Origin of the sequence: Mycobacterium scrofulaceum (assembly GCF_002086735.1) — a bacterium.
GTDB lineage: Bacteria > Actinomycetota > Actinomycetes > Mycobacteriales > Mycobacteriaceae > Mycobacterium > Mycobacterium scrofulaceum.
The window spans coordinates 110,752-135,955 of record NZ_MVIJ01000005.1 but is presented as its reverse complement, the minus strand read 5'-3'; the positions used below and the strand labels follow the sequence as shown (position 1 = coordinate 135,955).

Sequence of the window (25,204 nt, the reverse complement as noted above, 5' to 3'; positions counted from 1 at the left end):
CGGAATCCGACAACGCGCCGTGGCGCCCTTGTCGGAGTTCGGCAAGCTTCGCGGGCGCCGGCGGCGGCACGATCGAGGTGACCGACCTCCACCCACGCCGATCCTCGATAGGACACCGATGACCAGCCCGCGTCACGATCATCAACCGCAGACCGCCCGCCGGCGCGACGATGACTCCGCGCTGGAGACGTTCACCGTGCCGTTGCCGCGAACGCTGTTCGCGCGGCTGTTCGGCCGTAATCCCCTGGTTCGGGCGAGCGACCGGCTCGAGGCGGTGCTGTTGGTACTGGCTGTCGCGGTGTCACTGCTTACCGTGCCGATCGCCGCCGCCGTCGGGACCGCGGTCCACGAATCCCGGAGCCGCGCCCACGTCGAGTGGGTCCAGACCCGCCAGCCGGTGAGCGCGACGGTCGTCGGGGCCGGCCACCCCCGCACGACCCTCGACGGGACGACGGCCACGGCCCCTGCCCGATGGGAATTCGCCGGGGCCGAACACACCGGCGACGTCACCGCACCGCTCACCGCCAAAGTCGGTGACCGGGTGGAGATCTGGGTCAATCACCGGGGTGCGCCGGTGAGCCGGCCAATGGTGTCTCCCCGCGACGAGGCGGTCGGGATCGCGGCGGCGATGTGGTGCGCCGTAAGCCTGTCGGTGGCCGCTTCGTTCGCCGGCGTACGCCACGCCCTCGACGGTGCCCGTGGCGCCAGATGGCAACACGAGTTCGACCGCCTCGTCGGGCACCGGTGACCTGGGGGCGCACGCCCCCTTGGGTCAAGGTGTTGTCCGCAGGGAACAATGGCCCGCCCCACCCTTGTCCGATTCGGGCAAGCGAGCGGATGCCCGCGCAAGCCACCATGGGATTGGTAGCCCGGAAGTCAAATAGCCTGCCCCGCAAGGGCTCCCCGTCGTCAGGGACGGCAGCCACGCATCGGCCCGCCCCTGACGACACCCAACTCACCGAAAGGACGGCACGCGATGACATCTATCTCCATCACGCCCCGGCATTACCGCCGGCTGCAGGACGAGTTGAACGCCTTGCGCTCCCGGCGCAGCGTCGAAGTCCCCGACGATTACCTCGATTACGGCGCGAACCGCGGCGCGCGGCCCTCGGCACGACAAAGGCGCATCCGCGAGATCGAGCATCTGCTGGGCTGCGCCGCCGTCCGCGACGATCCCGCGGGCAACCGGGTCGCCGAGCCGGGCGCGGTGCTGACCATCCGCTACGACGCCACCGGTGAAACCGAAACCCTGCTGCTCGGTCGGCGGGGCGCCGAGGACGCCGACATCAAGGTCTACTCGATGGCGTCGCCGCTGGGCCGCTCCATCGCCGGCGCCCGCCCGGGCGAACAACGCATCTACGCGATCCCCCACGAGACCGGGCGGCTCGTGACACTGCTCGAGGCCGTGCCCCATCGGGGCCCTTCATCAAGCGGGCGTCCGGATCGGCGACCGTCGACGCCCAATGCCGCCTGAGGAGAGGACAGCAACACATGACCAGCGTGCAACCCGCCTGGCTTTCACCGCAGGCCTACGGGCGACTTCAGCGGGAACTGGCCACGCTGCGGGAGTCGTGCGACGCCGACGCCGACGCCGACGAATACTGCGACGCCGTCCGGCGCGCACGGCGACTGCGGATTCATGACCTGTTGGTCAACGCCGTCGTCGGCCAGGATCCACCCGACGACGGCATCGCCGAACCCGGCATGGTTCTGACCGTCCGCTACGACGACACCGGTGAGGTCGAGACCTTCCTGCTGGGAACGCGCGGCGCCGAACACGACGACGTGGAGGTGTATTCGGTCCATTCGCCGCTGGGTTCCGCGATCACCGGAGCGCGTCCCGGCGAGCGGCGCTCCTACGTGCCGCCCAGCGGCGTCCGCCTCACCGTCACCCTCGTGTGGGCGGTGCCCTACGGCATTCACCGTCGGGCGACGGTTACCCCGCGGCCCGAACGGGTAGTGAAACCACGTGGAGAGCCAACACCGGTTCGAGGTGATAGCTCACGAGATGGACCGGAACTCGTCGGGCGGCTCGTTCCTGCTCCTGGACTGCGACCTGCGGATCCGGGCCGCCAGCGTCGCGTACGAGCGGGCGACCTTGCGTGAACCCGGCGAGTTGGCCGGCCAGTTCCTGTTCGACGCGTTCCCCGACAATCCGCACGACCCGCAGTCCACCGGCACGGCGAACCTCGCCGCGTCCCTGGAAACCGTGCTGCGTACCCGGCATCCGCACGCCATGCGGGTACAGCGCTACGACGTCCCCGACCCCGTGACGCCCCACCGGTTCGTGCCGAAGGTGTGGTGCCCCAGCAATACGGCCCTGGTGGACCACGGCGAGCTGCTGGGCGTGGCGCACCACGTCGAAGAGATCTCGGAAAGCGGGCGGATCCTCGCCGAGATGGCCCACGCGGCCGATCGGGGCGGCTCCTGGACCCCTGCCGAAGTGCTTCATACGCTCGAGGCGATCAGCGCGGTGGAACGCGCCCGCCACGACGAACGCCTGCGCGCGTTGACCGCCGAGAACCAGCAACTGCGGCGCGCCATCGACACGCGAGACACGATCGGCCAGGCCAAGGGCATGCTGATGGAGCGTTTCGACATCGACGCGGTCGCTGCGTTCGGGCTGCTGGCGAAACTGTCGCAGGACACCAACTCCCCCGTCGAGCAGATCGCCGTCAAGCTGCTCGAGGCCGACCATCCCCCGTCGCCAAGCTGAGCTCTGCCGGGCCCTGAACCGAAAAACGGTTGCTGCGCAGGTAATTCCGACAGCATCGGGGGTGGTTGAATCCGTCAGTATGCGCTGTCACGCGGACGATTCGCGGGGTGACGCCATTTCCGTGACGACGGAACGGCCTTGTCCCCGGGGTGATTTCCGCGTGGCCGCCACGAGGACGTCGACGCCGTGTGTGATCCCGGTCGCGATGTCGTCGACTGCAGCCACGTTGTCGGGGCACACATGTCGTCTGGCGGATCGAGACATATCGGCGCATCATCGCCCCATGAGACGAATGGTGAGCGCCGAGATCGACGTTGGCATCACCGCGCCCACGACGCTCGAGTTTCAGATTGCGGTCGCGCCGCACCCACGCACGGATGTCTCTGAGTCCCTGAGCTTCGTATTGAACGGGCGGCCCCTCCAGCCGGTGGAAGTCAGCGGCGTGCACGGCAACCGCATCCATAAGGTCGACGCACCGGTGGGGACCCTCAAAGTCGACTACGCCGCCACCATCGTGGGCCAGACCGACCCGGCCCCCGTGAGCGAATATGACCTCTCGTTGTATCTGCGGCCGAGCCGCTACGCCGAGGCCGATAAGTTCTACGGTTTCGCCGCAACTGAGTTCGGTAACGACCGCGATTCGACCGCGCTGCTCGAGCACGTGAGCTCATGGGTTGGTACCAGGCTGAAATATGTTCCCGGCTCCAGCGATCCGATCGATGGGGCGGTGGACACACTGCTCGCCGGCGAAGGTGTGTGCCGCGACTACGCGCATCTGGCGGTGGCGTTGCTGCGGGCGGTTTACGTCCCGGCACGGTTGGCGTCCGTGTATGCGCCGGGCGTGTATCCGATGGATTTCCACGCGGTGGCCGAGGCCTTTGTAGGGGGTCAGTGGCGGGTAGTCGATGCGACGCTGCTTGCGCCGCGGCAAGCCCTTGTTCGCATCGCCACCGGTCGTGACGCTGCCGACACAGCGTTCCTCGACAATCACAAGGGCGCGATCACACTCAACCAGCTCCTGGTGACTGCGGTCGTCGAGGGCGAATTGCCCACGGATTCGATCGACCGATTGGTCTCGATACGCTGAGGACGCCCCGATGGGCTCACCGTGGTGTGATAGTTCCGGACCGCCCGAGTAGGGTCGAGTTGTCGGCGATACTTCGTACCTGACTATTCACAGTCATCTCGTCGCCGAATTGATCTGGCCGTTTCGCGGTCAAGGCGGGAGCGTCCCAATGGCGCCGAAAACCGACCACGTGGAAGCTCAGCACCGGCGGGTGCCACCGGAGCACACCCCACGGTTGCGGCTTAAGCCGAAGGCACCCACGAGCGGGTATGTCGATGGCGCGTGGTGGCCACACTCTGACGACCTCGCGGCAGAGCTACCGGACCTGTTGTCGGTACTGTCCGTTCGGCTGGGGCGTATTGACCGCGTACTCTATAACGTGAACGAATGGGTCACCGCACCAACGAGATTCGCGACCGGCGGGCGAACGATTCGCCTCGACGGATACCGTCTTCAGCCGGTGAAGACCATCGAGGTTCTCGGCCTCAACCGGGGAAAAGTTACTTTGCTGGTCGTCTCCCCACAGGCCGACCCAGACCAGGCGCACGCCATCATGATGTCCGCAGCCCGCCCGAGTGATGCTTCGACCGTCGAGGGTCTCATGATCAGCATGGAAAAGCCGAAACCCACCGGATAGGGCCCGCGCGCGTATTGCCTCGTGACGATCCCCGGATATCTAGGAATCCGGTGCTGGTCTTGGCGCGCAGGCCTTTCCGGTGATCGGCCGGCACGTGGGTGACAAGCAGCCCGGATGTTCTCGACCCGCGGGCCCTAAATAATCGCGACGTCAGCGCGACGCGACCGACGCACTTCGAACATCGGCTCGCCGCGGGCAACGCGGACAATACAGTCGGCTGTCTGGAAGGCGCGCGAATCACGGTGTGCCGCATATACCGGCAGGCCGGCGGCGCGCCGCAAGACCATTACCGCAAGGGCCGTACCGGTCCCGTGCGGAACGATGAGGAGCTTCGCCCGCGCATCACGGCCGTCGATGGTCATAACGTGTGGACGTGCGCCCTGTCCCCAATCCCAATTCAGGTCATGCTGGCGTTGCAACGATGACCAATTGAGATTGATGTCGATGACCCGCCCTAAACGCACGTTCAAGATAGCCACCAAATCGGTGAGCTCCCTCGAGATCAGGCCACTGCGAGGCCACCACCCTCCATCGAGCTTATCTCCGAGCCGGCGTGCCAGGGTGAGCCGCACGGGGCTGAGACCGCCGTAACTCATCGTGCGGCGAGTCGGTTCTTCGATCGTTGGATTCGACTGAGCCCCAGGGCGACTGCTTGACGGTTCTGTGCGCTTCACGGGCAATCCTTCGCACCTTGAAATGATCAACCCGCGGAACTGGGCCGACGGAGCAATTACATTGCCCGTGAACTCGATGGGCAATAACTTCCGAGGACAGCGCCGACAACGAAACAGCTCTCTTCCGACGCTACGCCACCATCGGCTCGGCTGCCGCCAGTCGCTCACAGAAAAGCGACTTCATACGTCTCCCCGGACCCGGCCTCAGGAAGACAAAACCCATGCCGTGACCGATCGAGCCAACTTGCTCACTCGTGCGTCACCTCATCCGATTGACGTGCAACATCGCCAAGTTGTGCGCACGACTCAGTCGGATTCAGCGTCGTCCTGTGGCGATTCGTCGACCATGTCGGCGCCCCCCGGGGTTACGCTCCTGTTGTCGTGGGTTTGTCGAGTACCTTCTCTTCGGTCGCCGTCTGCGATAGCAAGATATTCGAGGGGAGCGTCACGGTGGCGCCTGTTACTCCCAGCCGTTCCAGCGCCACCCGATTGGTACTGTGCGAACGCGACGGCAGTCCCGTTGCCGTGGACGGCGCTTGGTGGCCAAAAAGCCTGGACCTGAGGCTAGAGCTACCCGACCTGCTCGCGGTGTTCGGCTTGTGGATTGGCGGGGTGCACCGAGTCATTTACGACTCGAGCGCGTGGCTGCCCGCCCCGTCCCGGCTAATTCGCCATCGCGAAATGGTTTCGCTGCATCCATATCGAATGGTTTTCAACGACACCATCTACCTGATGGGTACGCATTCTCGAGACGCGGTGTTGTTCGTCCTGCCGCCGTCGAGTGCCAAGGAGGCGCAGCGTGTGCTGGGCGAGGTCTCCTCTTGCGCACAACCGATGAATGCTGCACTAATGCGCGAGCTCATTCGCCAAAGCGCGTCGAGCCCTGAGCCTTTCGATGCACCGGCACGGTGGGAGTAGGTTGCCGGCTGACTTCGGCAGCCACTTGCCATGAGCGGCGAAGCTTCGGCGCGTACACTCCGAGAAACCGGGACCATACAGGCCCCCATATCAAAGGGCGCCATGTCTGACAAATCTCCCCGGCAAGCCATGACCAAAAAGTCCGGCAAATCGCTTAAAGAAAAACGCGCCGTGAAGCGCGGCAAGGCAGCCAAGATTTCGCCGAACGAGACCTTGCCGCCAACCGGGCAACGTTGAGGCGGCAGAATGGCGAATTCCGGCTTGACCGGCGCGGGGCGTTGCATGGACAGACCAGGGCATGGAGAACCGAAGCTCCCCGTTCAGCTTGCGTTTCGTCCGGTCATTCGGTGCCTGAGCGGCGGGCGTTAAAGGCTCAACGCCGGCGACTGACGTCGCCCATATCTGCACTATGGCGGTCATCACGGTTGACTCCCCATCCGCCCGTACACGTCCGGCGGCGATCTCATGGAGGTCCCCGCCATAGCGGGTCTGCATTGCCAGGCTGATCCAACAGTGACGGGGTTTGCACTTTTCCGATTCATAACGGCGGAGTCCCGTGCTCTGTGCTTCAAGGACCCGAACACTGCACGTTGCGGTGTTGACGGTATCCGCGCGCCTCGGCAGTTAACATCCTCTGCGGGTATACCCTTTAGCCGATCTTCGACCGGACCGGCCGCCACCTAGTGGCGCCTTGAAGGAGGAGGCTCTTCGGACGCGGCGCTGGCGCTCAAGTGATTTGGCGACGAGCTTCGCGGCTGAACACGATTACATCAAGCGCTTCACTCTTCATGCGTGTGCCTGCTAGATACTTCACCTCGCAGTCGGAGCTCGACGCGGCGCCGGAGGCAAAAGGAACGACCTTGAGCATATTCACCGAAACCATGTTCAGCAGAGCCCAATCCACCTCAAAAGGGCTCGTCAGCGGCGAGCCCGGCTGTCCGCTGCGGCATACTTGGGGTGAGGTGCATGATCGCGCTAGTCGGATCGCGGGCGGCTTGGCCGCCGCCGGCGTCGGCCATGGAGATGCCGTACCGGTGCTGGCCGGGGCTCCCGTTGAGATCGCGCCTACCGGGCAGGCCGTCTGGATGCGTGGGGCCAGCCTCACCATGCTCCACCAACCCACACCACGCACCGATCTTCGCCGCTGGGCAGAGGAGACCACGGCCGTCATCGAAATGATCGGCGCTACAACGGTCGTCATCTCCGACCCATTCATGGATGCGGCCCCACTGCTGGCCCAGCTCGGAATGCGCGTGCTGCCGATCGGCCAGCTGCTCTGCAGCCGCTCGATCGATCCGGTCGAGACCCACGACGACGACGTGGCGCTGCTGCAGTTGACGTCGGGTTCTACCGGGTCGCCCAGAGCAGTTCGAATCTCACATCGCAACGTCGTTTCCAACGCCGAGGCTATGTTCCGCGGTGCAGAAGTAGACATCGAGACCGACGTGATCGTGAGCTGGCTGCCTCTGTTTCACGACATGGGAATGACCGGCTTCCTCACTGTGCCAATGTATTTTGGCGCAGAGCTAATCAAGGTCACCCCGATGGACTTCTTGCGCGACACTCTGTTGTGGGCCAAGCTCATCGACAAGTACAAGGGCACGATGACCGCTGCGCCGAACTTCGCCTACAAAATGTTCGCCAAACGACTTCGTAAGCTGGCTCAGCCCGGCCAATTCGACCTGTCCAGCCTGAGGTGGGCACTATCGGGCGCCGAACAGGTCGAACCTGCTGATGTCGAAGACCTCTGCGAAGCAGGCAAGCCGTTCGGCTTGCGCCCGGCGGCGATCCTGCCCGCTTACGGTATGGCAGAAACCACCGTGGCTGTATCGTTCTCCGATTGCGGCGCAGGCTTATTGGTCGACGAGGTGGACGCCGATCTCCTGTCCGTGCTGCACCGGGCCGTCCCTGCGACCAAGGGTAAAACTCGGCGCCTGGCCACGCTTGGACGTCTGCTCGACGGGCTGGAGGCGCGCATCGTCGACGAAGACGGCGCCATCCAGCCCGCGCGGGCCGTGGGCGTTATAGAGGTGCGTGGTGAGCCAGTAACGATCGGTTACGAAACGATGGCCGGATTCGTTGCGGCACAGGACGAACGAGGATGGTTCGACACCGGCGATCTGGGCTACTTCACCGAGACGGGCCGCCTCGTAGTATGCGGTCGGGTCAAGGATGTCATCGTCATGGCCGGGCGAAACATTTACCCGACTGACATCGAACGCGCCGCCGCACGAGTTTCCGGGGTCCGGGCGGGAGGCGCCGTGGCGGTACGGTTGGAGGCAGGGCACTCGCGCGAGACGTTTGCCGTGGCCGTGGAATCCAAAGACTGGCAGAACGCGGCTGAGGTGCGGCGCATCGAACAGCAGGTGGCACACGAAGTGGTCGCGGAGGTCGATGTCCGACCTAGGAACGTGGTCGTGCTCGAGCCCGGAATGATCCCCAAGACGCCATCGGGCAAGCTCCGGCGCGCGCATACGTTGGCACTCGTCGGCTAATTTTTTCGGATGCGGCGCAGATTGGATTCGTCGTTCGTCAGCGGCGGTGCACGGGGCTGACCGGTACACGGGAACGGTCGACGCGATTGCAGCGGGCGTTGAACAGCCGCGCCGTCATCGACCAGGCAATCGATCCGTGGCCGCTCCGGCAGCGACGCGGAAGCCTTCCGGCGCGCCCGTCCCAGATCAGCCGGGTCGAGGACCTCAAACTGCATGCCGTCGCCGAGCGATTGATCGAGGAGGCCGTGCGGCGGGCCCGGGCGCGGCACCGCTGAACCGGTCAGCGCGGCGGTCCGACGGCCAGTTTGTTTATCCCCGCCAGCAGTAACGGTCGAGAAGTCCGATCGGTCATCAGCTTGCCTGCAACGTCGCGGGCATACGGTTCCGATGCGGGCCCTCGTGCCGGGCCTCCGGCGGATAAATCCGCGATTGACCATCGGCGTTGGCAGGAGAATCGTCAATGTGGTCGCTGGGACGATCACCAGACGGTCGCTACGGTTCGACTACCACAACGATTCGGGAGAGGAATGACTTCGGAACACGCAATAGAGAAAGTGCCGCTATCGGAGATCCGCGAGGGTGACTTGCTCCAAGATCCTACGACGGGTAGGTGGATCAAGGTGACGCGTACCGCCGACGACACGGCGAGCGGGCCCCATCGCGTCTACTACGGCGACGGTGGTGAAGAGATCGATTCACGGTATGTCACCGGCCTCGTCAATCGCCAGGTTCGGGAGTAATCGGAAGGATCATGCGCCGCTGGCGGGTGATTCCACACGCCGGTAGAGCAGCTCATCACCTCGTGCCGCGGCGAACCTGGTGCGGATAGCACCGACCAACAAAGTGTGGTGCCGCGCGGCGCGCCCGATCTGCCTCAAGCGTGCCGGAGCCGTTGACGCGTCCCGGGCCTAGTCTGGTGTCCTGAACGCCCGTGCTCCTGCGGAAGGAAGCGACATGCCCGCACCGTCAGCCGAGGTTTTCGACCGCCTGGGTCGACTCGCCGCGATCAAAGACGCCACCGCGCGCCAGACCAAGACGATCGACGAGGTCTTCACCGGCAGGCCGCTGACCACGATTCCGATCGGCACGGCCGAAGACGTCGAGGCGGCGTTCGCCGAAGCGCGCGCGGCCCAGGTCGAGTGGGCGAACCGGCCGGTCGCCGACCGCATCGAGGTCATCGGCCGCTATCGCGACCTGGTCGTGGAGAACCGTGAGTTCCTGATGGACCTGCTGCAGGCCGAGGCCGGCAAGGCCCGGTGGGCGGCACAGGAGGAGATCGTCGACCTGATGGCGAACGCGAACTACTACGTGCGCGTCGCGGCGGACCTGCTGAAGCCGCGCACGGTGCAGTCGCTGCTGCCGGGCATCGGCAAGACCACGGTCGGCTACCAGCCCAAGGGCGTGGTGGGGGTGATCTCGCCGTGGAACTACCCGATGACGCTGACGGCGTCCGATTCGGTGCCTGCGCTGTTGGCGGGCAACGCGGTGGTGCTCAAGCCGGACAGCCAGACCCCGTATTGCGCGCTGGCGTGCGCCGAGTTGTTGTACCGGGCCGGCCTGCCGAGGGCGCTGTATGCGATCGTGCCCGGGCCCGGCTCGGTGGTCGGCACCGCCATCGTCGACAACTGTGACTATCTGATGTTCACCGGTTCGACCGCCACCGGCAGGCAACTCGCGGAGCACGCGGGCCGTCGGCTGATCGGCTTCTCGGCCGAACTCGGGGGCAAGAACGCGATGATCGTCACCCGGGGGGCCAACCTGGACAAGGCCGCCAAGGCGGCCACCCGCGCGTGCTTCTCGAACGCGGGCCAGTTGTGCATCTCCATCGAGCGGATCTATGTCGAGAAGGACATCGCCGACGATTTCATCGGCAAGTTCGGTGCCGCGGTGCGGAACATGAAGCTGGGCACCGCGTATGACTTCTCGGTCGACATGGGGAGCCTGATCTCCGCGGGCCAGCTGGACACGGTGACGGACCACGTGGATGACGCGAAGGCCAAGGGCGCCAAGGTGATTGCCGGCGGCAAGGCGCGGCCCGACATCGGGCCGCTGTTCTACGAGCCGACGGTGCTCGCCGACGTCACGCCGGAGATGGAGTGCGCGGCCAACGAGACGTTCGGGCCGGTCGTCTCCATCTACCCGGTCGCCGACGCGGACGAGGCCGTCGAGAAGGCCAACGACACCGAGTATGGGCTGAACGCCAGCGTGTTCGCGGGCTCCGCCGCGGAGGGCGAGCAGATCGGCGCACGGTTGCGATCGGGGACCGTGAACGTCAACGAGGGCTACGCGTTCGCGTGGGGCAGCCTGAGCGCGCCGATGGGCGGGATGGGCCAGTCCGGCGTCGGCCGTCGGCACGGGCCCGAGGGCCTGTTGAAGTACACCGAATCGCAGACGATCGCCACCGCGCGCGTGTTCAATCTCGATCCGCCCCTTGGCATTCCGGGGACGCTGTGGCAGAAATCGCTCGTGCCCGTCGTGCGCGCGGTGATGAGGCTGCCCGGTCGGAACTGACGGCTCTGCGCCCAGCCGCCGCGACCGTTGACCGGAATCTACTACCGCGCGTAGTATTCGGAACATCTTGCCGCGCACAAGGGGGTGCAATGTGAGGTGGAGTTTCGCCCAGATCGGGCTGCTGATCATCTGCGTTTTTCATGTCGTTCAGGCCGTGATCGGCTTCATCGTCAATCCGAGCTTCGCGATCGGGCCCGGGGCGCCGACCGTCCAACTCTTCGGAATGGATTACAACGGCTGGCACGCCGTCGCCGGTCTCGCGCTGTTCGCCCCGGGCCTGGTGTGCGCGACGCGCAAGTCGTGGGCCGTGCTGTACCTGCTGATCGCCGCGATAGCCGGTGCGCTGCCCGGCATTTGGGCCTTTTTCTCGCATCAGGTCGCCTTCGTCTTCAGCTTCCCCCACAACGTCACCGACGCGGTCGTGCACCTGGTGACCGCGGCGGTGATGGTGGCGGTGGCGGCGGTGCAGATCCGCCTGGACGGCGGGCTGCGGAACTCGCTCGCCGATCCGCGAAAGGCGCGGTAGCGCAGAGGGTCTGGTTACCGGGCAGCAACCCGCTACTCGGTGCCGGCGACGGCCCCGAGGCGCTCGCTCACCCGGGCCAGCGCCTGGTCGAAGATTTCCACCTTTTCGCCGCGCTTCTCGTTGGCCGGCTGGGCCGAACCGCGGGCACCCTCGGCCTCCACCCGGGCCGCGCCCTGACGCCGCAAGAGGCTGAAGTTCTTCTCGCGCGCTTGCCGCAGCCGGGCCTGCAATTCCTTCAGCGACTTCTCGTCCATGCGCGTGAGGGCCTCGGGATGGCTCTCGCCGATCAACGAGCTTTCCTGCTGGGTCAGGTTCACCTGGTGGTTGCTCACTCCTAGATTCATAGCGTGCACCGCGCCCACCGGCGCGCCGAACGCCGGACGTCACGCCGAACCGTCACGCCGGGGCCACCTCGAGTTCACGTCGACGGGCGGGGGTCTTCGGATGCGTCGAAGCGGGTAGTCGGTGGTCGACGAAGGAGGGCGCGATGGCAACGCGAACGACGCGGCGGGTAGCCGAGATGTCTCCGTCACGACGAAAATGGGCAGATGCCATCTGAACAGGCGCCGCCCCCGCCCAAATCGGCGCCGGGCTGGTATCCCGACCCCGCGGGGGTGGGCCACGGCCTGCAACGGTATTTCGACGGCACCAACTGGACCACCGAGTGGGCGTTCTCCACCGACCCGCCGAAGGAGCGCCCGTCCGGAAAGGCCGCCCTCGCCCTGGCGGCGCTGGGCGCCCTCGCCCTCCTCGTCATCGTCGGCAAGAGCTGGGTTTTCGACCAGAGGAAGGAGGTCTCGCCGGCGCCGGGCAGTTCGGCCACGGCGGCACCCGCACCGCCGGTCGAGGCGGCGCCCGCGACACCGGCCGGTCCCAAGAAGCCGGACGGAGTCAGCTTCACCACCACTGCGGGCCCGAACGGCGAGGTGGTCGACGCCCGATTCGCGATTCGCGACAACTACACCGAGCAGATGATCAAGGACGGCGCCCGGACGGACACCATCGACATCCTCAGGTATGCGCGGGCGACCTATCCCGACGCCGCCGCGGTGAACGTCCAGGGCACCTTTCCGATGACGGACCCGTACGGCAACACCGCGACGCACGTCGCCATCGACCTCACGTATTCGCGGGCGACGCTGGACAAGATCAACTTCGACGGCATCAAACCGGGCAGCATCTGGGAGATTCGCGATTCCGGCACCGTGCTTCCGGCCTTTCAGCCGTGAGCCATAATCGCCTGGTGCCCACCGAACCCACACCTCCGCCGCGGGCCGCGCCGAAACCGCCGCGCATCACGCCCGAGGACTTGGAGCGGTTCGGCGACGAGGAGCAGATGCGCGCGGCGTCGGACGAGGGCCGGCTCCGCGACGAGCAGCCGCCGCACCACGGCTAGCCCGCCGCTTCGCAGGCGACGCGTTCAGCGGGCGTCGACGCGGTCGATGTGGGCGAGGAAGTGCGTCAGCACCGCCTCGGGCGCCTCGATTTGTGGCCAGTGTCCGATGTCGTCGGCGAGCATCACCACGTCGGGTTCGGGAATCACCTCGGCGTAGCGGCGCGCCATGTGCGCCCCGGAGTTGGGGTCCACCGGACCATCGATCAACCGCATCGGGACCGCCGTCTGCCGCATGGCGCGCACCCACCGGTTGCGGTTGATGTAGCGATCGTTGATGAACCGGCCCACCTTGTGCAGCACCGGGCGGCCGTCGTTGTAGTCCAGGATCTGGTTGAAGACGTCCATCATGTGCCGGGTCGGCTTGGTATTGGGGCCGAACATCTCGCGCACCGTCGGCTCCAGCAGCCGCCGGGACACCGGGCTGTTCTGCACGCGGCTGAAGACGTCGCCCAGCGGGGTGCCGGACATCAGCTTCTGCGCAGCGCGGGGCCGGTACGCCTCGATGAACATTCCGCCGTTGAGCCAGGTGACCGAGTCGGTGCGCAACGCGCCGTAGCTTTGCTGGCCGAACTCGTGCCGCGCCAACATCTCCTGGCCCACCGAATCGCCGATGTCGTGGGCCATGATGTGCGCGTTGCCGATGTTGAGGTGCGCGAGCAAAGCCTCGTGCATGTCGGCGTGGTCTCCCACCGAATAGTGGTACGCCACGGGTTTCGCGGAGAAGCCCATGCCCATCATGTCCGGCGCGATGACGGTGAACCGCTGCGTCAGCGTGGGCCAGATGGGGGCCCAGTCAAAGGAATTGAACGGATAACCGTGGATCAGCAGCAGCGGGGGCCCGCTGCCCTCGACGCGGTAGAAGATGTCGAAGCCGAGGTAGTCGAAGTACTCCCCGGAGTCCAGCCAGCTTTTGAGTTCAGCGTCCATGACGGTCATCATCCTTGGGGACGGAAGCGTTCGCCCGGCGGTCCCTCGGTTACGGCCGGGGATGCGCGACAGCAAACCATCAGCGGAACCGTATTCGACTGGCGCCGTCCCGCGTCGCACAGGCCGTCGGCCGCGACTGTGAAGATTTGCTACGCGCGTGTCAAGGCCTTGTTAACCACGCGGCCCCTGGGCCGGCGAGCGAGCACCGTAGGACTACGACGCCCCTTCTGCCCGGGCACGTAGTGAAAGGAAGCCTGTGTTCAAGCCTCTTGCGTCCGCGGGGATTCTTGCCGTCTGTGCCGTCGGGCTCGCCGCGCCGGCGCAGGCCCAGGGCGGCTACATCGTGATCGCGGGGTCGGACTCCGCCCACGCCGTCGAAGTCACGGTTGGGGGCGGCCACGCGGGTCTGAGTGATGTCGAGGCCCGCGCGATGAGTCATTGCGCCGAGAGGTACGGCGTCACCGACTGCCACGTGCTTGCCGAAGGCCGGGGTGGCTGCGTAGCCCTGTCGGACAACGGCCACGGCTTGGTCGGCGGCTGGGGTCCCACCCGCAACGCCGCCGGTGCCGCGGCGGCGGCCAAGGTGGTGTCGGGGCAGCCCAACGTGGACGGCACGCGCTGCGTCGTCGACCCGGACCTGGTTTCCACCGGGAGTTTCTCGTTCGTGGCCACGCAGTAGCCGCGGGTCGTCCCACCGCTCGCGCTTGATCGCGACCGGGGACGTGGTTTGACGACGTTGACGCCCGGCCGGGCATAGGGTTGCACCAGGCGTAGAAGGGGCGACGATGTTTTTCGGTGCTGGCCGCCGGGCGTCGACACGGCGATGCAGTTTGCGAATCTGACCCAGGCGGAGCTGGTTTCCGCCGCCGGGGGTGATCCGTGGGCGGTAAATCAGAGCTTGCAGGTCGGTAGCCCCTTTCAGATATCTCAGCTGGCGGAGGCGTTTCATGCGGCCGGACGATGCTCGGCAGAGGCCGAGCATTCGTTCCAACAGGCTCGCCAGCGTTTCGATGCGGCGTGGAACCATCAGAACGGCGACCATCCGATCAACGGCTCCGCCGAGGTGCAGCGCCTCACCAAATCCCTTGGCTTGCAGACCGAGCAGTTGCCCAAGATCGGTGACGACCTGGAGAACATCGCCGCCATGCTGGCCGCGGCGCAGAAGGAGGGCGCCGCGGAGATCGCCATGTTGGAGCGGCAGCTGCTGCTGCTCGACAAGCTGATCGGCGCGGCCAAGAAGGATCTGCAGGATCCGACCCTCGACCCGAAGAGCCGCCGCGCACTCGAAACGTTGATCAACGACGCGCACGCCGACGCGGACGACGACACCCGGGATGCCCTCAAAGAGATGAACTCGATTCGGGACACCTACACGAGATCCCTGCGTCAAGCGCAGGCGAACGGCAACCTGACCCCCCAGGACGCTGCCCTTGTCGGCGAGTTCAAGCCCGCCGGCTTCGGCGACGGGCAGGGCCCCGCCCCCGACCCCAGGATCACCGGGCCCGCCGGCCCGCCACAACACGAGCAGAACACCTACGATCTGCAGGACCAGTTCCAGGACGGGCAGGGTCCGACCTTCGGCGGCGACCCGCGGGACGGGTTCCCGCGCAGCCCGGCCTCGGAATTGGCGCAGGGTCCGCCGGGAACCCGGCCGCTGCCGACGGGGACCGCCCTTGGGCCCGACGGCCACCGGTACGCGTTCTTCAGCCACCCGGACGGCAGCGTTCAAGAGGGCGTCAACGAGTACGCGACCAACGGGTCCGTCTGGGATTACACCGACCCGGGTCATCCCGTCAAAGTGGGTGACCTGCCGGGGATTTACCAGGCAAGCGGCGTCTATGACCCCGCCACCAAACAGATGGTGATCATCGGGAACACCAGTAACCGAGTCGGCGACACGAACCGGGGTATGTGGGTCTCCGGACCGATCGACCCTGCCAAGCCCAACGCCTGGATCAACTCGCTGCAGCGGGTCGGCAACGTCAGCCTGCCCGGTGACCGTGAAAGCCAAGTGGTTTCGCTTCAGGGCGGCGGCTTCATGCTGGTCGGGGCAACCAATGGTGGCCCCGTGCAGGCGATCACGGCCGCCACCCCGGAGGGACTGATGGGCGCCACACCCCAGACCCTGATCGCGCCGAACCAGCTTCCCACCGTCTACGGGCCCACGGTCGTCGGCACCTCCCTCAATCCCGCGACCGGGCTGGAGACCGTTCAGCTTCGAGTCAGCACGTGGCCACCGGGGCCGATCTACGATCCGAACACCTGGACGACCAGCTTCGGCGTTCAACACTAGGAGGGCATCGAGTGTTTCGCGGGCTGACCATGGCGGTTTTGGCGGGGGCGGTGGCGGTTTCGGTGCTGGGTTGTTCGCGTTCCAATCCCGGCGTCGCCACGGCGGCGCCGCCGACCTTCCCCGACCTGAACGCGTTCCAAGCCGTCGACCCGGGCCCCTACACCTCCGCCGCCCGCGCCGGCGGCGCCGCCTATTTCGCCACCCCGGACGGACTGCAGTGCATCCTGCCCGATCCGGCCAAGCCGGGTGATCACGTCAGCGCGAGCTGTGACGGCCCGCTGCCCGGCTTGCCCGAGAACGCGCCGGTGGGCAGCGACGGCTGCTCGGTGGTGGGATCCCCGACGGCGCTTCCGACCGACCTCGGCCCCTACACGTTCCAAAAGGGAACCGGGTGCCCGATCATCACCTCGCCGCTGCTCAACGTGGGCCAGAAGATCACCAAAGCAGACATCACCTGCCTCGTGGGTGCTGACCGGCTGACCGCCTGCATCGACCCAAAACTCAACCGGGGGTTCGTCCTTCAGCCCTCGGGCTCATGGGTTTTCTAAGCAACCGCATAGCTTTCACGAAAACCCCGATGAGCGGCGACGATGTACGATTTCAGCGTGAAGTGCAGTCGGGGACTATCGGTGGCGGCCGCGGTCAGCGCCGCCGCCTTCGTCTTCGCGCCCGCCGCGACGGCCGATCCCGACTCCCCGTCGTACGGGCAGGGCAAACAGGCCATCGACGAACAGGTCCAGCAATATCATGTGCAGCTGAGCCCGGGCACGGACCTGAACCAGTACTGCCAACGGGTGCTCAACAGCGATCTGAAAAGCGGAAAGATCGGCCGAGTGGACTCCGGGCCCGACTTCATCGCCGGCTGCCAAGACGAGGGCCGCACGCTGATCGCGTCGCACTGAGCCCTGGGCGGTCCCCAGCCTTTCAGGTGGCCTCGCTCGAGGCCGCTGACGAGAGCGCCGCCGGCGCCGGTGTGGCGCCCAAAGCGATTCGCACCTCAGCAACCGCGCAATATCGACATCATCGCAGTTGAGGGCCAGTTGCTCTGGTCGGGCTGACAGGATTTGAACCTGCGACCACTTGACCCCCAGTAAGTAGCGGTAGCGCGTTTTCCCAGGCCGTTGGCAGTCTTCGCTGCCACGGCGTTGGTGCGTGACGTTCCCTGACGTGCAGGTCGTTAAAAGTATCGCGCATGACTTGTGGTCCCCGGGTGGTCCCTGGCCCTGGCTGCAACCGTCACTAGCCATGTACGTACATTCACCGTACAATGAAGTGGTCGACAGTTGGGAGCAGAGATTATCGAGAGAAAGACCGAGGTGTCGCCGTGGCAGCCAAGACGAAGCGCATCGAGCTTCGCGCGGAGCAAGCAACCTTGGACCGCATCCAGCGCGCCGCCAACCTTGTCCATGAGCAGACGTCGGAATTCGTGCGGAAAGCTGCGATGCAACGGGCCGAAGACATCCTGCGTCAGGAGTTGGTAACGGCAATGGAGCCCGAACAGTTCGACAAACTGATGTCCTCGCTCGATGCCGCTGACGACGCGCCGCGACTGGCGGCAGCCGCACGCAAACGAGCGGTCTTTACAAGGCGCTGAACAATGTTCGAGTCCGCGCGGCTCACTGACACCCACACGTTGGAAGGATTCGACTGCGGTAAGGAATCGCTGAATACCTGGCTCATCGCACATGCTCGTCGCGCGGACAGCAGCGGAGTCGCGCACGTCTACGTGTGGACCCCGCTCGGCGAACAGAAAGTCAGCGCCTATTTCGCCATCTGTCCCACCGAGGTAGTACGCAACGACGACGGCATCTCCGGATCCATGGCCGGCGGCTATTCCCGCATACCCGGATACTTGATTGCCCGCCTGGCGATCGACACATCGCTTCGGGGTCAGGGATATGGCGAGCAGCTACTTCTCGACGCGCTCGGAAAAGCCGTCGCCGCATCGGAAATTGGCGGCGGCCGGCTCATCGTCGTTGATGCCATAGACGACGAGGCGCAATCCTTCTACGAGCACTACCACTTCACTCCCGTCAGGAATCGCGAGCGTCGTCTGGTCATGAAGGTGTCCACGGCGGCGAAAGCGCTCGGCCAGCGCTGGCGGGAGTAAAACCTTCCGCCGAATAATCTGATGCTCAAGGAGAAGTAACCGTCAGCGGCATGGAGAGTTTCCCTGGCGAGGTGGACACGCTGCGTGCCGACAACGCGCGTTTGCGTCACCTTCTCCGGCTGACTGAGGAACAGGCATGCGCATTGCCGTTCATCGGCGCCGAGATGAATTTGCCCACCCCACGCCCGGTGTGTAAATCCTGAGACGGGAACAAGCGGTCATAGCTACTCAGATGCATGCTGCCACGAAGCCGAAACTCCCCACCCAGCAGACTCGTAGCGACGGTGCGGGCGCCCGATGCCGCGACCGCATGAGCGAAGAAGATCCAGACGTGAGCTCCTCGTCCGGATTGTGACGCTTCTACCGCAGCCGAAATTCCATGGGAACGAGCCGCTTTCATGTACGCGAGTGCATCGAGCATCGCGGCTTCTTTGTCGAAATTGGCCGCTATCCACCAGCAAGTGTCGTCATCGCTGAGCGCATAGGCCGGTGTGTGCCTCGCCCCGCAGGTGGGCGTCAACGACCTCTGGAGTCAGCGGAAGGTAAGGTGCGTCGGCCCGATTCATGCCCTCGCGCCAGTAGCCTTCGTTCCCCCGGGCATCGGTATGGCCAAGCGATGTACGACATCGCATGCGGGGTCGTTGCCGCCTACACCACATCGGCAGCGCCGCGCCAAGAAAGTGCATCTACCGGAAGGCGAGGACCGGATGATCGAACGCGCTCGGCAACAGCGCCGACGTCCAAGTCAGCTCGGTTCGCTTGCCGGATCCACCTGAACCAGGCGCTGGGCCTCGTCGAAGAGTTCCCGTTCTGCGAGACGGGCGGCGGTGAGCGCGGAGAGCGCGGTGGCGGCCAACAGCATGTACATCACCACGATCTGGTAGCGAATCGCGGTGACCGGATTGACCCCGGCGAGGATCAGTCCGGTCATGGCCCCGGGCAGGCTGATCAGCCCGACCACCTTGGTGGAGTCGATGGTCGGTATCAGCGCGGTGCGCAGCGCGGATTGCTTATGTGGCAGGAACGCTTGGCGGCCGGACTGCCCAAGGTTCAATCGAGCTTCGATCTCCGGCCGCGATTGCTGGGCTTCCTCGCGTAGCCGCCGCAGCGCTACGCCGGCCGCCAGCATGGCGGACGACACGATCTGGCCGCCGACCGGGACGATCACGCGGGCCTCGGCGGCGATAACCCGTCCGGCCAGCAGGGCACCCAACGTGACAACGGTGCCCGTGACGACACCGCCGGTGGCGGCTACCTTGGCGCCGGGCAGGCCCGCGCCGCGGCGGCCGGCAACCTGGCCGGCGATCAACATCATCGCGATCACCCAACCGGCACCGCCGGGTAGACCGGCTCGTTGGAACAGTAGGAGAAGGACGGCGCCCACCCCGACCAACTGCAACCCCGCGCGGGCCGCGGCGACGACGAGTTCACGAGTGAGCCCCAGCCGCTGGCGGTAAGCCACCGCTGCGGCCAACGCGACCAGCGCCAGAGAAGTGACTACCCCGCCCCAGCCGGGCACCAGCAGCGCGGACGTGGCCATCGCGCCGACCGGTCGGCGGATTCGCCCGGACGACAAACCGCGACCAGACGGCCCCGCTCGAGGACCGAGACCAATCAGCCGCCTCATCCATGGATTGGCGCGGAAAACCAAGACCGTTGTCGAGCCAACTACGAGAAGACCCAGCGGCCAAGCCAGGCGCGCCCACGGCCACGAACTCCTTAGCACGTCCCGCGTCGGATGGGTCGCCACCGGCGGCTCGAGGTGATAGCCGAAACGATCCAGCGCCTTGCGCAGCCTCTCGATCTCCGGAGCAACATCTGGCCCGTCGCCGCGCGAACGCAACAGAGATCGCGCCATCCCGCCGATGACTTTATCCACCACGCCGCCGTTGCCGACGGCAGTCGAGCGGCGGACACGTGCGGGCACCGACGCGGCGGGGGCGTGTTCCCCGTCGGCGATCGCCGTCAAGACGGCAGCGGTGTCGCAGTGCTCGGGCGAATACCAGATCACCACGGATCCCGTCCGCGGATAGGCGCGCACCGCACGCACGCCGGTCACGTTGGCAACCGTCTCCTCGATCGCGAGGGCCCGGCCCGCATCGAAGCGAAACCCGTTGGCCTGCACGCGCATCCGTCCCGCTGCAGCCGATACGACGGTGAGTTTAAGGCTCAGTGTGACGCCCACGTCAGCGCTTGGCACCTCTAGCCTTGGGTGCAGCCTTGGGGACCGCCTTGGGGACGGCCTTACGGGCCGGGACGTCTGAGGAGTCGGCCGGCGGCGGTTGGACTTCCTCCCCCGCGCGCTCTACTGCCTCGGCGACCACGTCGGCGACCGCCAATCGGGCCCGCTCGGTACCTTCCTCGGCCCTGCGCTCGGCGTCGCGCGCAACGCGCAGCGCCCAGGCCGTAGCCGAAACGGATGCCTCCCGCAACGGAGCCTTCGCCACCGCTTTGCGAAGCGCCTCATATGCGGCAACGCCCACCACGCCGGTCACTACCGTCGGCGCCGCCTTCACTAAAAGTCCATGCCACATAATCGCGGACACTCCCTTCGCATCGTTCTTCCCATCATTGTCATGTCACAGCCCGGACGCCACATCCCGCAGTCATGCCGTGCCGTCCGCGACGAGATGGCCGTGCTCAAGGAGCAACACTCGCTCGGCGACACTTCCGACCAAATCGTGGTCGTGGCTGGCGAGCACCACAGTGCCGCCCGTGCTGACATGCTCGCGGACTAGTGCGCCGATGACAGTGGCCGTGGGGCCGTCCAGCGCCGAGGTCGGCTCATCTAGTAGCAAGATCTCCGGTTCGACGGCCAACGACCGGGCCAGACACAATCGTTGCGCCTCTCCCCCGGACAACTCGGCGGTATTGCGGGTGGCGAATCGTGGCGCCAGTCCCACCCGCGCGAGCAACTCGCCCGCTCGGTCGTCGGGAAGGTCGGGGCGGCCGACACGGATCTCGTCGAGTACCCGATCGGCAAGCAATACCGGGGCCTGCGCTACAAGTCCGACGCGCCGTCGCAGTGCCAGCACGTCCAGCTCGGCAATGGGCACGCCGTCGAGCAAGACGCGTCCGGTCGTGGGTTCGGCGAGCCGGTTCAGTAGCCGCAGCATTGTCGTTTTTCCGGCGCCGCTCGCACCCATGACCGCGGTGCAGCGGCCAGCCGGAATACACGCATTGATCCGCGCAAGGAGGGTGGCCGGGCCGCGAGTCACAGCGACTTCGTCCAGGCGGAAGCCATGCACTCTACGAACGGTACCGGACAGGTATTGAGGGCAGATCGTCGAACGCGCACCCGGCAGGCCGGGACACCGCGCATTCTGCGGCCGGTGCTCGAACACAATGGGGCGGTCCCAGATTTTCTTGGTGGCGGCCGTTTGAGATTGTGAATTGCATCCTTTGACTTAGGTAACGAAACAAGCAGTCGCGCGGAGTCTTTCGCATGCAAACAACATCAACCCTGCACCGCATTACGCGGCATATCAGTCAGATTGGGGTCGCGTCATGATTTGGCCCCTGCCGATGTTCGGGTCGGCTCGGCGACGTCTCGTTGCCGGGCCGATCATCGCGCGCGGAGGCGACGCGGGCCCCGTCGGCTGTTTGCGTTGAGGGTGATCGATGACGGCAATCCGGACAGCGAAGCGCGCTTCGTAGCGGCCGCGTCGTCGGTGGGGCGGTGCGCCGAGACTGGCATAATCGGGACGTGACATCGCCCGGTGCGGCGATCCCGCCGGAACGGGCTCGATCGCTAGGACCCAGCGAACTGGCGCAGGCATCGGTGATGGGCGCTCTGTGCGCCGCGATCGCGATTATTGCGGTAGTCCTCCCCCACTTCGGGGCACTAGGACTGCTGGGCGCGATACCGATAGCGCTGCTGGCCTACCGCTACCGGATCCGCGTCGTGATCACCGCGACATTCGCCGCCGGTGTGATCGGGTTCCTGGTAGTTGGTATCAGCGGCTTAGGGGCGGTCGTGCTCTGCGCCTACGTAGGCGGGCTGGCTGGAATCGTGAGACGCCGTGGCCGCGGCACGCCGACCGTGGTCGCGGCGTCCTTTGGCGCCGGTATTTTGGTCGGTGCCGCGGTGATCATCGCGCTGAGCGTCCTGACTCCGCTGCGGCTGCTGGTTATGCAGACGATCACCGCCGCAGTCGACGGAATCGTGACGTTCATGGCGCGCGCGGACAGCCTGCAGGGGGCCGCACAAGAGCTCCAGCGGTTCTTCGCCGATGCACTGGATTACTGGCAATGGATCGTCCTCGGGTACGCCGTCGTCGCGATCATGGGTGTCTCGGTGATCGGCGGGTGGGCGCTGTCGCGGGTGCTCAAGCGGCTGCGCGACGTTCCCGATGTGCACAAATTGGACGCGCCGGCTGACATCGGGCCGATCCAGCCCGTCCCCGTGCGGCTGGACAAGGTGCGCCTCCGCTACCCGCATACCGATCACGACGCGCTGCGCGCGGTGACCCTGGACGTGGGAGCCGGCGAACACATCGCGGTGACCGGCGCCAACGGCTCGGGGAAAAGCACGCTGATGCTGGTACTGGCCGGCCGCGAACCGACCTCGGGCACCGTCGAACGGCCCGGCGCGGTGGGCCTCGGTCGGCGTGGCGGCACCGCCGTCATCATGCAGCACCCGGAAAGCCAGGTGCTGGGCACGCGCGTCGCCGACGACGTGGTCTGGGGACTGCCGCCCGGCGAGACCACCGATATCGACCGCCTACTTTGTGAGGTCGGGCTGGCGGGCCTCGCCGAACGCGACACCGGCGGCCTGTCCGGCGGTGAACTGCAGCGCTTGGCCGTGGCCGCGGCGCTGGCCCGGGAACCGGCTCTGCTCATCGCGGATGAGGTCACCAGCATGGTCGACCAGCAAGGCCGAGACGCACTACTGGCTGTGCTCTCGCGTTTGACCGAGCGTCATCGAACTGCCCTGGTGCACATGACCCACTACACCAACGAAGCTGATTTCGCCGAGCGCACCATCAACCTCAGCGGGTCGCTGGATAACACGGCGATGGTCGAGACGGCGCCCGCGCCCGCGCCGACGGTTGCGGCCGGCCACAAATCCCACCTGCCGGTGCTCGAACTCGCGGGTGTCGGTCACGAATACGGCAGCGGCAGCCCGTGGGCGAAGACCGCGCTGTGCGGCATCAGCTTCGTGGTGCGTGAGGGCGACGGGCTGCTGATCCATGGCGGCAACGGCTCCGGCAAGTCGACGCTGGCCTGGATCATGGCCGGATTGACGACACCGACCAGCGGCACCTGTCTGCTTGATAAGCGCCCCGTCGCTGGGCAGGTCGGCGCGGTCGCGCTTCAGTTCCAGGCGGCCCGGCTGCAGTTGATGCGCAGCCGTGTCGACCTGGAAGTGGCCTCGGCAGCGGGCTTTTCGCCCGACGACCATGCCCGGGTGACCGCGGCGCTGGCCGTCGTGGGGCTGGACGCGGGACTGGCGAAGCGGCGCATCGATCAACTCAGCGGCGGCCAAATGCGTCGCGTGGTGCTGGCCGGATTGCTGGCGCGGTCGCCGCGCGTATTGATCCTCGACGAGCCATTGGCCGGGCTGGACGCCGCCAGCCAGCGCGGTCTTGTGCGACTGCTCGTGGATCGGCGCCGTGACACCGGTCTGACCCTGGTGGTCATCTCGCATGACTTCGCCGGGCTGGAGGAGCTGTGCCCGCGCACCCTGCACCTGCGCGACGGTCTGCTGGAACCGGCGGCCCGGCCGAACGACGTGACCGCGACCTCGCCGGCCAGACACCCGACCCGCCGCCCACGTCGGCCCGTTGTGCTGCTTCGCCCGGTGCCCGGACGCTCCGCCATCCACCGGCTGTGGGCCGGCACCAAACTGCTTGTCGTTTTTGCCCTTTCGGCTTTGTTGACGCTCTTCCCGGAATGGCCGGCGATCGGGCTGGTGGCCGCGCTGGTTCTGGCCGGAGCGGGGATGGCACACATTCCCCGGGGTGCGCTGCCGTCAGCGCCACGCTGGCTTCCGATCCTGCTGGTCATCGTCGGTATCGCCGCGACATTGGCCGGCGGTCGTCCGCACGTCCAGATCGGTACGGTCTGGCTCGGCCTCGGCGGCCTGTTGAACTTCCTGCGCTTCACCGCGCTGTCGGTCGTGCTGCTCGGTCTGAGTGCGCTGGTGTCGTGGACCACGAATATCGCCGAAATCGCGCCCGCGGTCGCCAGTCTGGGTCGCCCACTGCGACCGTTGCGGATACCCGTCGACGATTGGGCGGTCGCGTTGGCGCTCGCCCTGCGCACGTTCCCGATGCTCATCGACGAATTCCGGGTGCTCTACGCCGCCCGCCGGTTGCGGCCCAAGCAGGCAGTGCGGACCCGCAGAGCCCAGCTCAGGCGCATGACCGCAGACGTGATCGACCTGATCGTCGCGGTCATCACCGTGACACTGCGGCGCGCGGACGAGATGGGCGACGCGATCACCGCTCGTGGCGGCGCCGGTCAGATCTCGGCGGCCCCATCGCGGCCGAAAATTGCTGATTGGATTGCACTCTCGATCGTCTCGGCGGCGTGCGCGGCCGCCGTCGCGGCAGAGCTGGCGTTGGGCGGCTGATCCGGATCGCTCGCAACCGCACCGATGCCGGCGGCTATGCCCCCGGGTGTGCTCATTTCGGTCGATGGGCAATCACGCGAGCGATGTCGAAGTTCTCAGTCAGGTGAGCGATGCGGGCGGCTGCTTGCCGATTCAGGAACTCGTCAGCAGCTTCAACGTCTCGCCGGGTCCGCTGGAGGGCGAGGTGATAGTCGCAGAGGCCGACAACACCCCAGCCGTTTCGACTTGGTCGGGCTGACAGGATTTGAACCTGCGACCACTTGACCCCCAGTCAAGTGCGCTACCAAACTGCGCCACAGCCCGGTGCCGGCTCGATGACCGGCAGCAGGTCGAAAGCCTACCGCAGCCGACCCGCCAC

General features: G+C 66.2%; 28 protein-coding genes, 1 tRNA gene and 1 pseudogene. 22 read left to right on the top strand and 8 right to left on the bottom strand.

All coding sequences use genetic code 11. From position 1 onward, the window contains the following. The first annotated feature begins 118 nt into the window (after positions 1–118). The 6 genes and pseudogenes from BST44_RS05670 to BST44_RS05645 all read left to right on the top strand — a co-directional run bounded on the left by BST44_RS05670 (position 119) and on the right by BST44_RS05645 (position 4,419). Complete coding sequence (locus tag BST44_RS05670; RefSeq protein ID WP_083175571.1) at positions 119–748, top strand: Rv1733c family protein; 630 nt, start codon at positions 119–121, stop codon at positions 746–748. A gap of 228 nt (positions 749–976) precedes the next feature. Then, the gene (locus tag BST44_RS05665; protein ID WP_083175569.1) at positions 977–1,474 is read left to right on the top strand and encodes a GreA/GreB family elongation factor; all 498 of its coding nucleotides are present in this window, start codon (positions 977–979) and stop codon (positions 1,472–1,474) included. Between the two features lie 17 nt (positions 1,475–1,491). Further along, positions 1,492–1,923, top strand: a pseudogene (locus BST44_RS05660) (GreA/GreB family elongation factor); the annotation flags it as partial. A gap of 85 nt (positions 1,924–2,008) precedes the next feature. Continuing rightward, positions 2,009–2,716, top strand: a complete 708-nt coding sequence (locus BST44_RS05655; protein WP_167380155.1) for an ANTAR domain-containing protein — start codon at positions 2,009–2,011, stop codon at positions 2,714–2,716. A gap of 295 nt (positions 2,717–3,011) precedes the next feature. After that, positions 3,012–3,803 (top strand): transglutaminase-like domain-containing protein, encoded by a 792-nt coding sequence (locus BST44_RS05650; RefSeq protein ID WP_083175605.1) that lies wholly within the window; start codon positions 3,012–3,014, stop codon positions 3,801–3,803. A 148-nt stretch (positions 3,804–3,951) separates the two neighbouring features. Next, a complete protein-coding gene (locus BST44_RS05645; RefSeq protein WP_083175566.1) occupies positions 3,952–4,419 on the top strand; it encodes a DUF5994 family protein in 468 nt (155 codons plus the stop codon). Positions 4,420–4,553: 134 nt separating this feature from the next. Here BST44_RS05645 and BST44_RS05640 read toward each other — a convergent pair whose 3' ends face one another. Beyond that, a complete protein-coding gene (locus BST44_RS05640) occupies positions 4,554–5,093 on the bottom strand; it encodes a DUF5994 family protein (RefSeq protein WP_244184732.1) in 540 nt (179 codons plus the stop codon). A 381-nt stretch (positions 5,094–5,474) separates the two neighbouring features. On the opposite strand from BST44_RS05640, the gene BST44_RS05635 reads away from it, so the two are divergent. The 6 genes from BST44_RS05635 (at position 5,475) to BST44_RS05610 (ending at position 11,543) form a co-directional block, all read left to right on the top strand. Further along, positions 5,475–6,011, top strand: a complete 537-nt coding sequence (locus BST44_RS05635; RefSeq protein WP_244184731.1) for a DUF5994 family protein — start codon at positions 5,475–5,477, stop codon at positions 6,009–6,011. A 102-nt stretch (positions 6,012–6,113) separates the two neighbouring features. After that, on the top strand, positions 6,114–6,248 hold the full coding sequence (locus tag BST44_RS31300; RefSeq protein WP_279628967.1) for a hypothetical protein: 135 nt from the start codon (positions 6,114–6,116) through the stop codon (positions 6,246–6,248). A 623-nt stretch (positions 6,249–6,871) separates the two neighbouring features. Beyond that, the gene (locus BST44_RS05630; RefSeq protein WP_083175603.1) at positions 6,872–8,506 is read left to right on the top strand and encodes a fatty acyl-AMP ligase; all 1,635 of its coding nucleotides are present in this window, start codon (positions 6,872–6,874) and stop codon (positions 8,504–8,506) included. An 86-nt stretch (positions 8,507–8,592) separates the two neighbouring features. Further along, on the top strand, positions 8,593–8,781 hold the full coding sequence (locus BST44_RS05625; protein WP_083175562.1) for a hypothetical protein: 189 nt from the start codon (positions 8,593–8,595) through the stop codon (positions 8,779–8,781). Between the two features lie 679 nt (positions 8,782–9,460). Then, positions 9,461–11,017, top strand: coding sequence for a succinic semialdehyde dehydrogenase (locus BST44_RS05615; RefSeq protein WP_083175559.1), 1,557 nt, complete (start codon positions 9,461–9,463; stop codon positions 11,015–11,017). 91 nt (positions 11,018–11,108) lie between these two features. Further along, positions 11,109–11,543 (top strand): DUF4383 domain-containing protein, encoded by a 435-nt coding sequence (locus tag BST44_RS05610; protein ID WP_083175557.1) that lies wholly within the window; start codon positions 11,109–11,111, stop codon positions 11,541–11,543. A 32-nt stretch (positions 11,544–11,575) separates the two neighbouring features. Here BST44_RS05610 and BST44_RS05605 read toward each other — a convergent pair whose 3' ends face one another. Further along, a complete protein-coding gene (locus BST44_RS05605; RefSeq protein WP_083175555.1) occupies positions 11,576–11,875 on the bottom strand; it encodes a hypothetical protein in 300 nt (99 codons plus the stop codon). 216 nt (positions 11,876–12,091) lie between these two features. Between BST44_RS05605 and BST44_RS05600 the strand changes: the two genes are divergently transcribed. Further along, positions 12,092–12,772 (top strand): DUF2510 domain-containing protein, encoded by a 681-nt coding sequence (locus BST44_RS05600; RefSeq protein WP_083175554.1) that lies wholly within the window; start codon positions 12,092–12,094, stop codon positions 12,770–12,772. Positions 12,773–12,786: 14 nt separating this feature from the next. After that, positions 12,787–12,939, top strand: a complete 153-nt coding sequence (locus BST44_RS30315; RefSeq protein ID WP_167380154.1) for a hypothetical protein — start codon at positions 12,787–12,789, stop codon at positions 12,937–12,939. 24 nt (positions 12,940–12,963) lie between these two features. On the opposite strand, the gene BST44_RS05595 is transcribed toward BST44_RS30315, so the two are convergent. Further along, positions 12,964–13,866 carry an alpha/beta fold hydrolase gene (locus BST44_RS05595; protein ID WP_083175602.1) on the bottom strand — a complete coding sequence of 301 codons (903 nt, stop codon included), beginning with the start codon at positions 13,864–13,866 and terminating at the stop codon, positions 12,964–12,966. A 256-nt stretch (positions 13,867–14,122) separates the two neighbouring features. On the opposite strand from BST44_RS05595, the gene BST44_RS05590 reads away from it, so the two are divergent. The 6 genes from BST44_RS05590 to BST44_RS05565 all read left to right on the top strand — a co-directional run bounded on the left by BST44_RS05590 (position 14,123) and on the right by BST44_RS05565 (position 18,269). Then, a complete protein-coding gene (locus BST44_RS05590) occupies positions 14,123–14,545 on the top strand; it encodes a DUF4189 domain-containing protein (RefSeq protein ID WP_083175552.1) in 423 nt (140 codons plus the stop codon). Between the two features lie 144 nt (positions 14,546–14,689). Further along, positions 14,690–16,159: a putative alpha/beta hydrolase gene (locus BST44_RS05585; protein ID WP_083175551.1), complete on the top strand. Its 1,470-nt coding sequence runs from the start codon at positions 14,690–14,692 to the stop codon at positions 16,157–16,159. 11 nt (positions 16,160–16,170) lie between these two features. Continuing rightward, positions 16,171–16,707 (top strand): hypothetical protein, encoded by a 537-nt coding sequence (locus BST44_RS05580; RefSeq protein WP_142274363.1) that lies wholly within the window; start codon positions 16,171–16,173, stop codon positions 16,705–16,707. Between the two features lie 57 nt (positions 16,708–16,764). Further along, positions 16,765–17,061 (top strand): hypothetical protein, encoded by a 297-nt coding sequence (locus tag BST44_RS05575; RefSeq protein WP_142274362.1) that lies wholly within the window; start codon positions 16,765–16,767, stop codon positions 17,059–17,061. A 422-nt stretch (positions 17,062–17,483) separates the two neighbouring features. Then, the gene (locus BST44_RS05570; protein WP_083175548.1) at positions 17,484–17,753 is read left to right on the top strand and encodes a type II toxin-antitoxin system TacA family antitoxin; all 270 of its coding nucleotides are present in this window, start codon (positions 17,484–17,486) and stop codon (positions 17,751–17,753) included. Between the two features lie 3 nt (positions 17,754–17,756). Beyond that, positions 17,757–18,269, top strand: a complete 513-nt coding sequence (locus BST44_RS05565; RefSeq protein ID WP_083175546.1) for a GNAT family N-acetyltransferase — start codon at positions 17,757–17,759, stop codon at positions 18,267–18,269. Between the two features lie 106 nt (positions 18,270–18,375). Here the strand turns inward: BST44_RS05565 and BST44_RS31660 are convergent, their stop codons facing one another. The 4 genes from BST44_RS31660 to BST44_RS05545 all read right to left on the bottom strand — a co-directional run bounded on the left by BST44_RS31660 (position 18,376) and on the right by BST44_RS05545 (position 21,517). Continuing rightward, positions 18,376–18,789 (bottom strand): TOTE conflict system archaeo-eukaryotic primase domain-containing protein, encoded by a 414-nt coding sequence (locus tag BST44_RS31660; protein ID WP_439330695.1) that lies wholly within the window; start codon positions 18,787–18,789, stop codon positions 18,376–18,378. Between the two features lie 225 nt (positions 18,790–19,014). Then, positions 19,015–19,809: an ABC transporter permease gene (locus BST44_RS05555; protein ID WP_083175598.1), complete on the bottom strand. Its 795-nt coding sequence runs from the start codon at positions 19,807–19,809 to the stop codon at positions 19,015–19,017. Positions 19,810–20,455: 646 nt separating this feature from the next. Further along, positions 20,456–20,806, bottom strand: a complete 351-nt coding sequence (locus BST44_RS05550; RefSeq protein WP_083175597.1) for a DUF1490 family protein — start codon at positions 20,804–20,806, stop codon at positions 20,456–20,458. A gap of 69 nt (positions 20,807–20,875) precedes the next feature. Further along, positions 20,876–21,517: an ABC transporter ATP-binding protein gene (locus tag BST44_RS05545; RefSeq protein ID WP_083175545.1), complete on the bottom strand. Its 642-nt coding sequence runs from the start codon at positions 21,515–21,517 to the stop codon at positions 20,876–20,878. A 458-nt stretch (positions 21,518–21,975) separates the two neighbouring features. On the opposite strand from BST44_RS05545, the gene BST44_RS31450 reads away from it, so the two are divergent. Both BST44_RS31450 and BST44_RS30045 read left to right on the top strand, forming a co-directional pair. Then, entirely contained in the window at positions 21,976–24,846 is a 2,871-nt protein-coding gene (locus tag BST44_RS31450) for a DUF2232 domain-containing protein (RefSeq protein ID WP_142274361.1), read from the top strand. Between the two features lie 64 nt (positions 24,847–24,910). Then, entirely contained in the window at positions 24,911–25,084 is a 174-nt protein-coding gene (locus BST44_RS30045; RefSeq protein ID WP_158086637.1) for a hypothetical protein, read from the top strand. Here BST44_RS30045 and BST44_RS05535 read toward each other — a convergent pair. Beyond that, a tRNA-Pro gene (locus BST44_RS05535) sits at positions 25,073–25,149 on the bottom strand. The genes BST44_RS30045 and BST44_RS05535 overlap by 12 nt on opposite strands. Positions 25,150–25,204 lie beyond the last annotated feature (55 nt).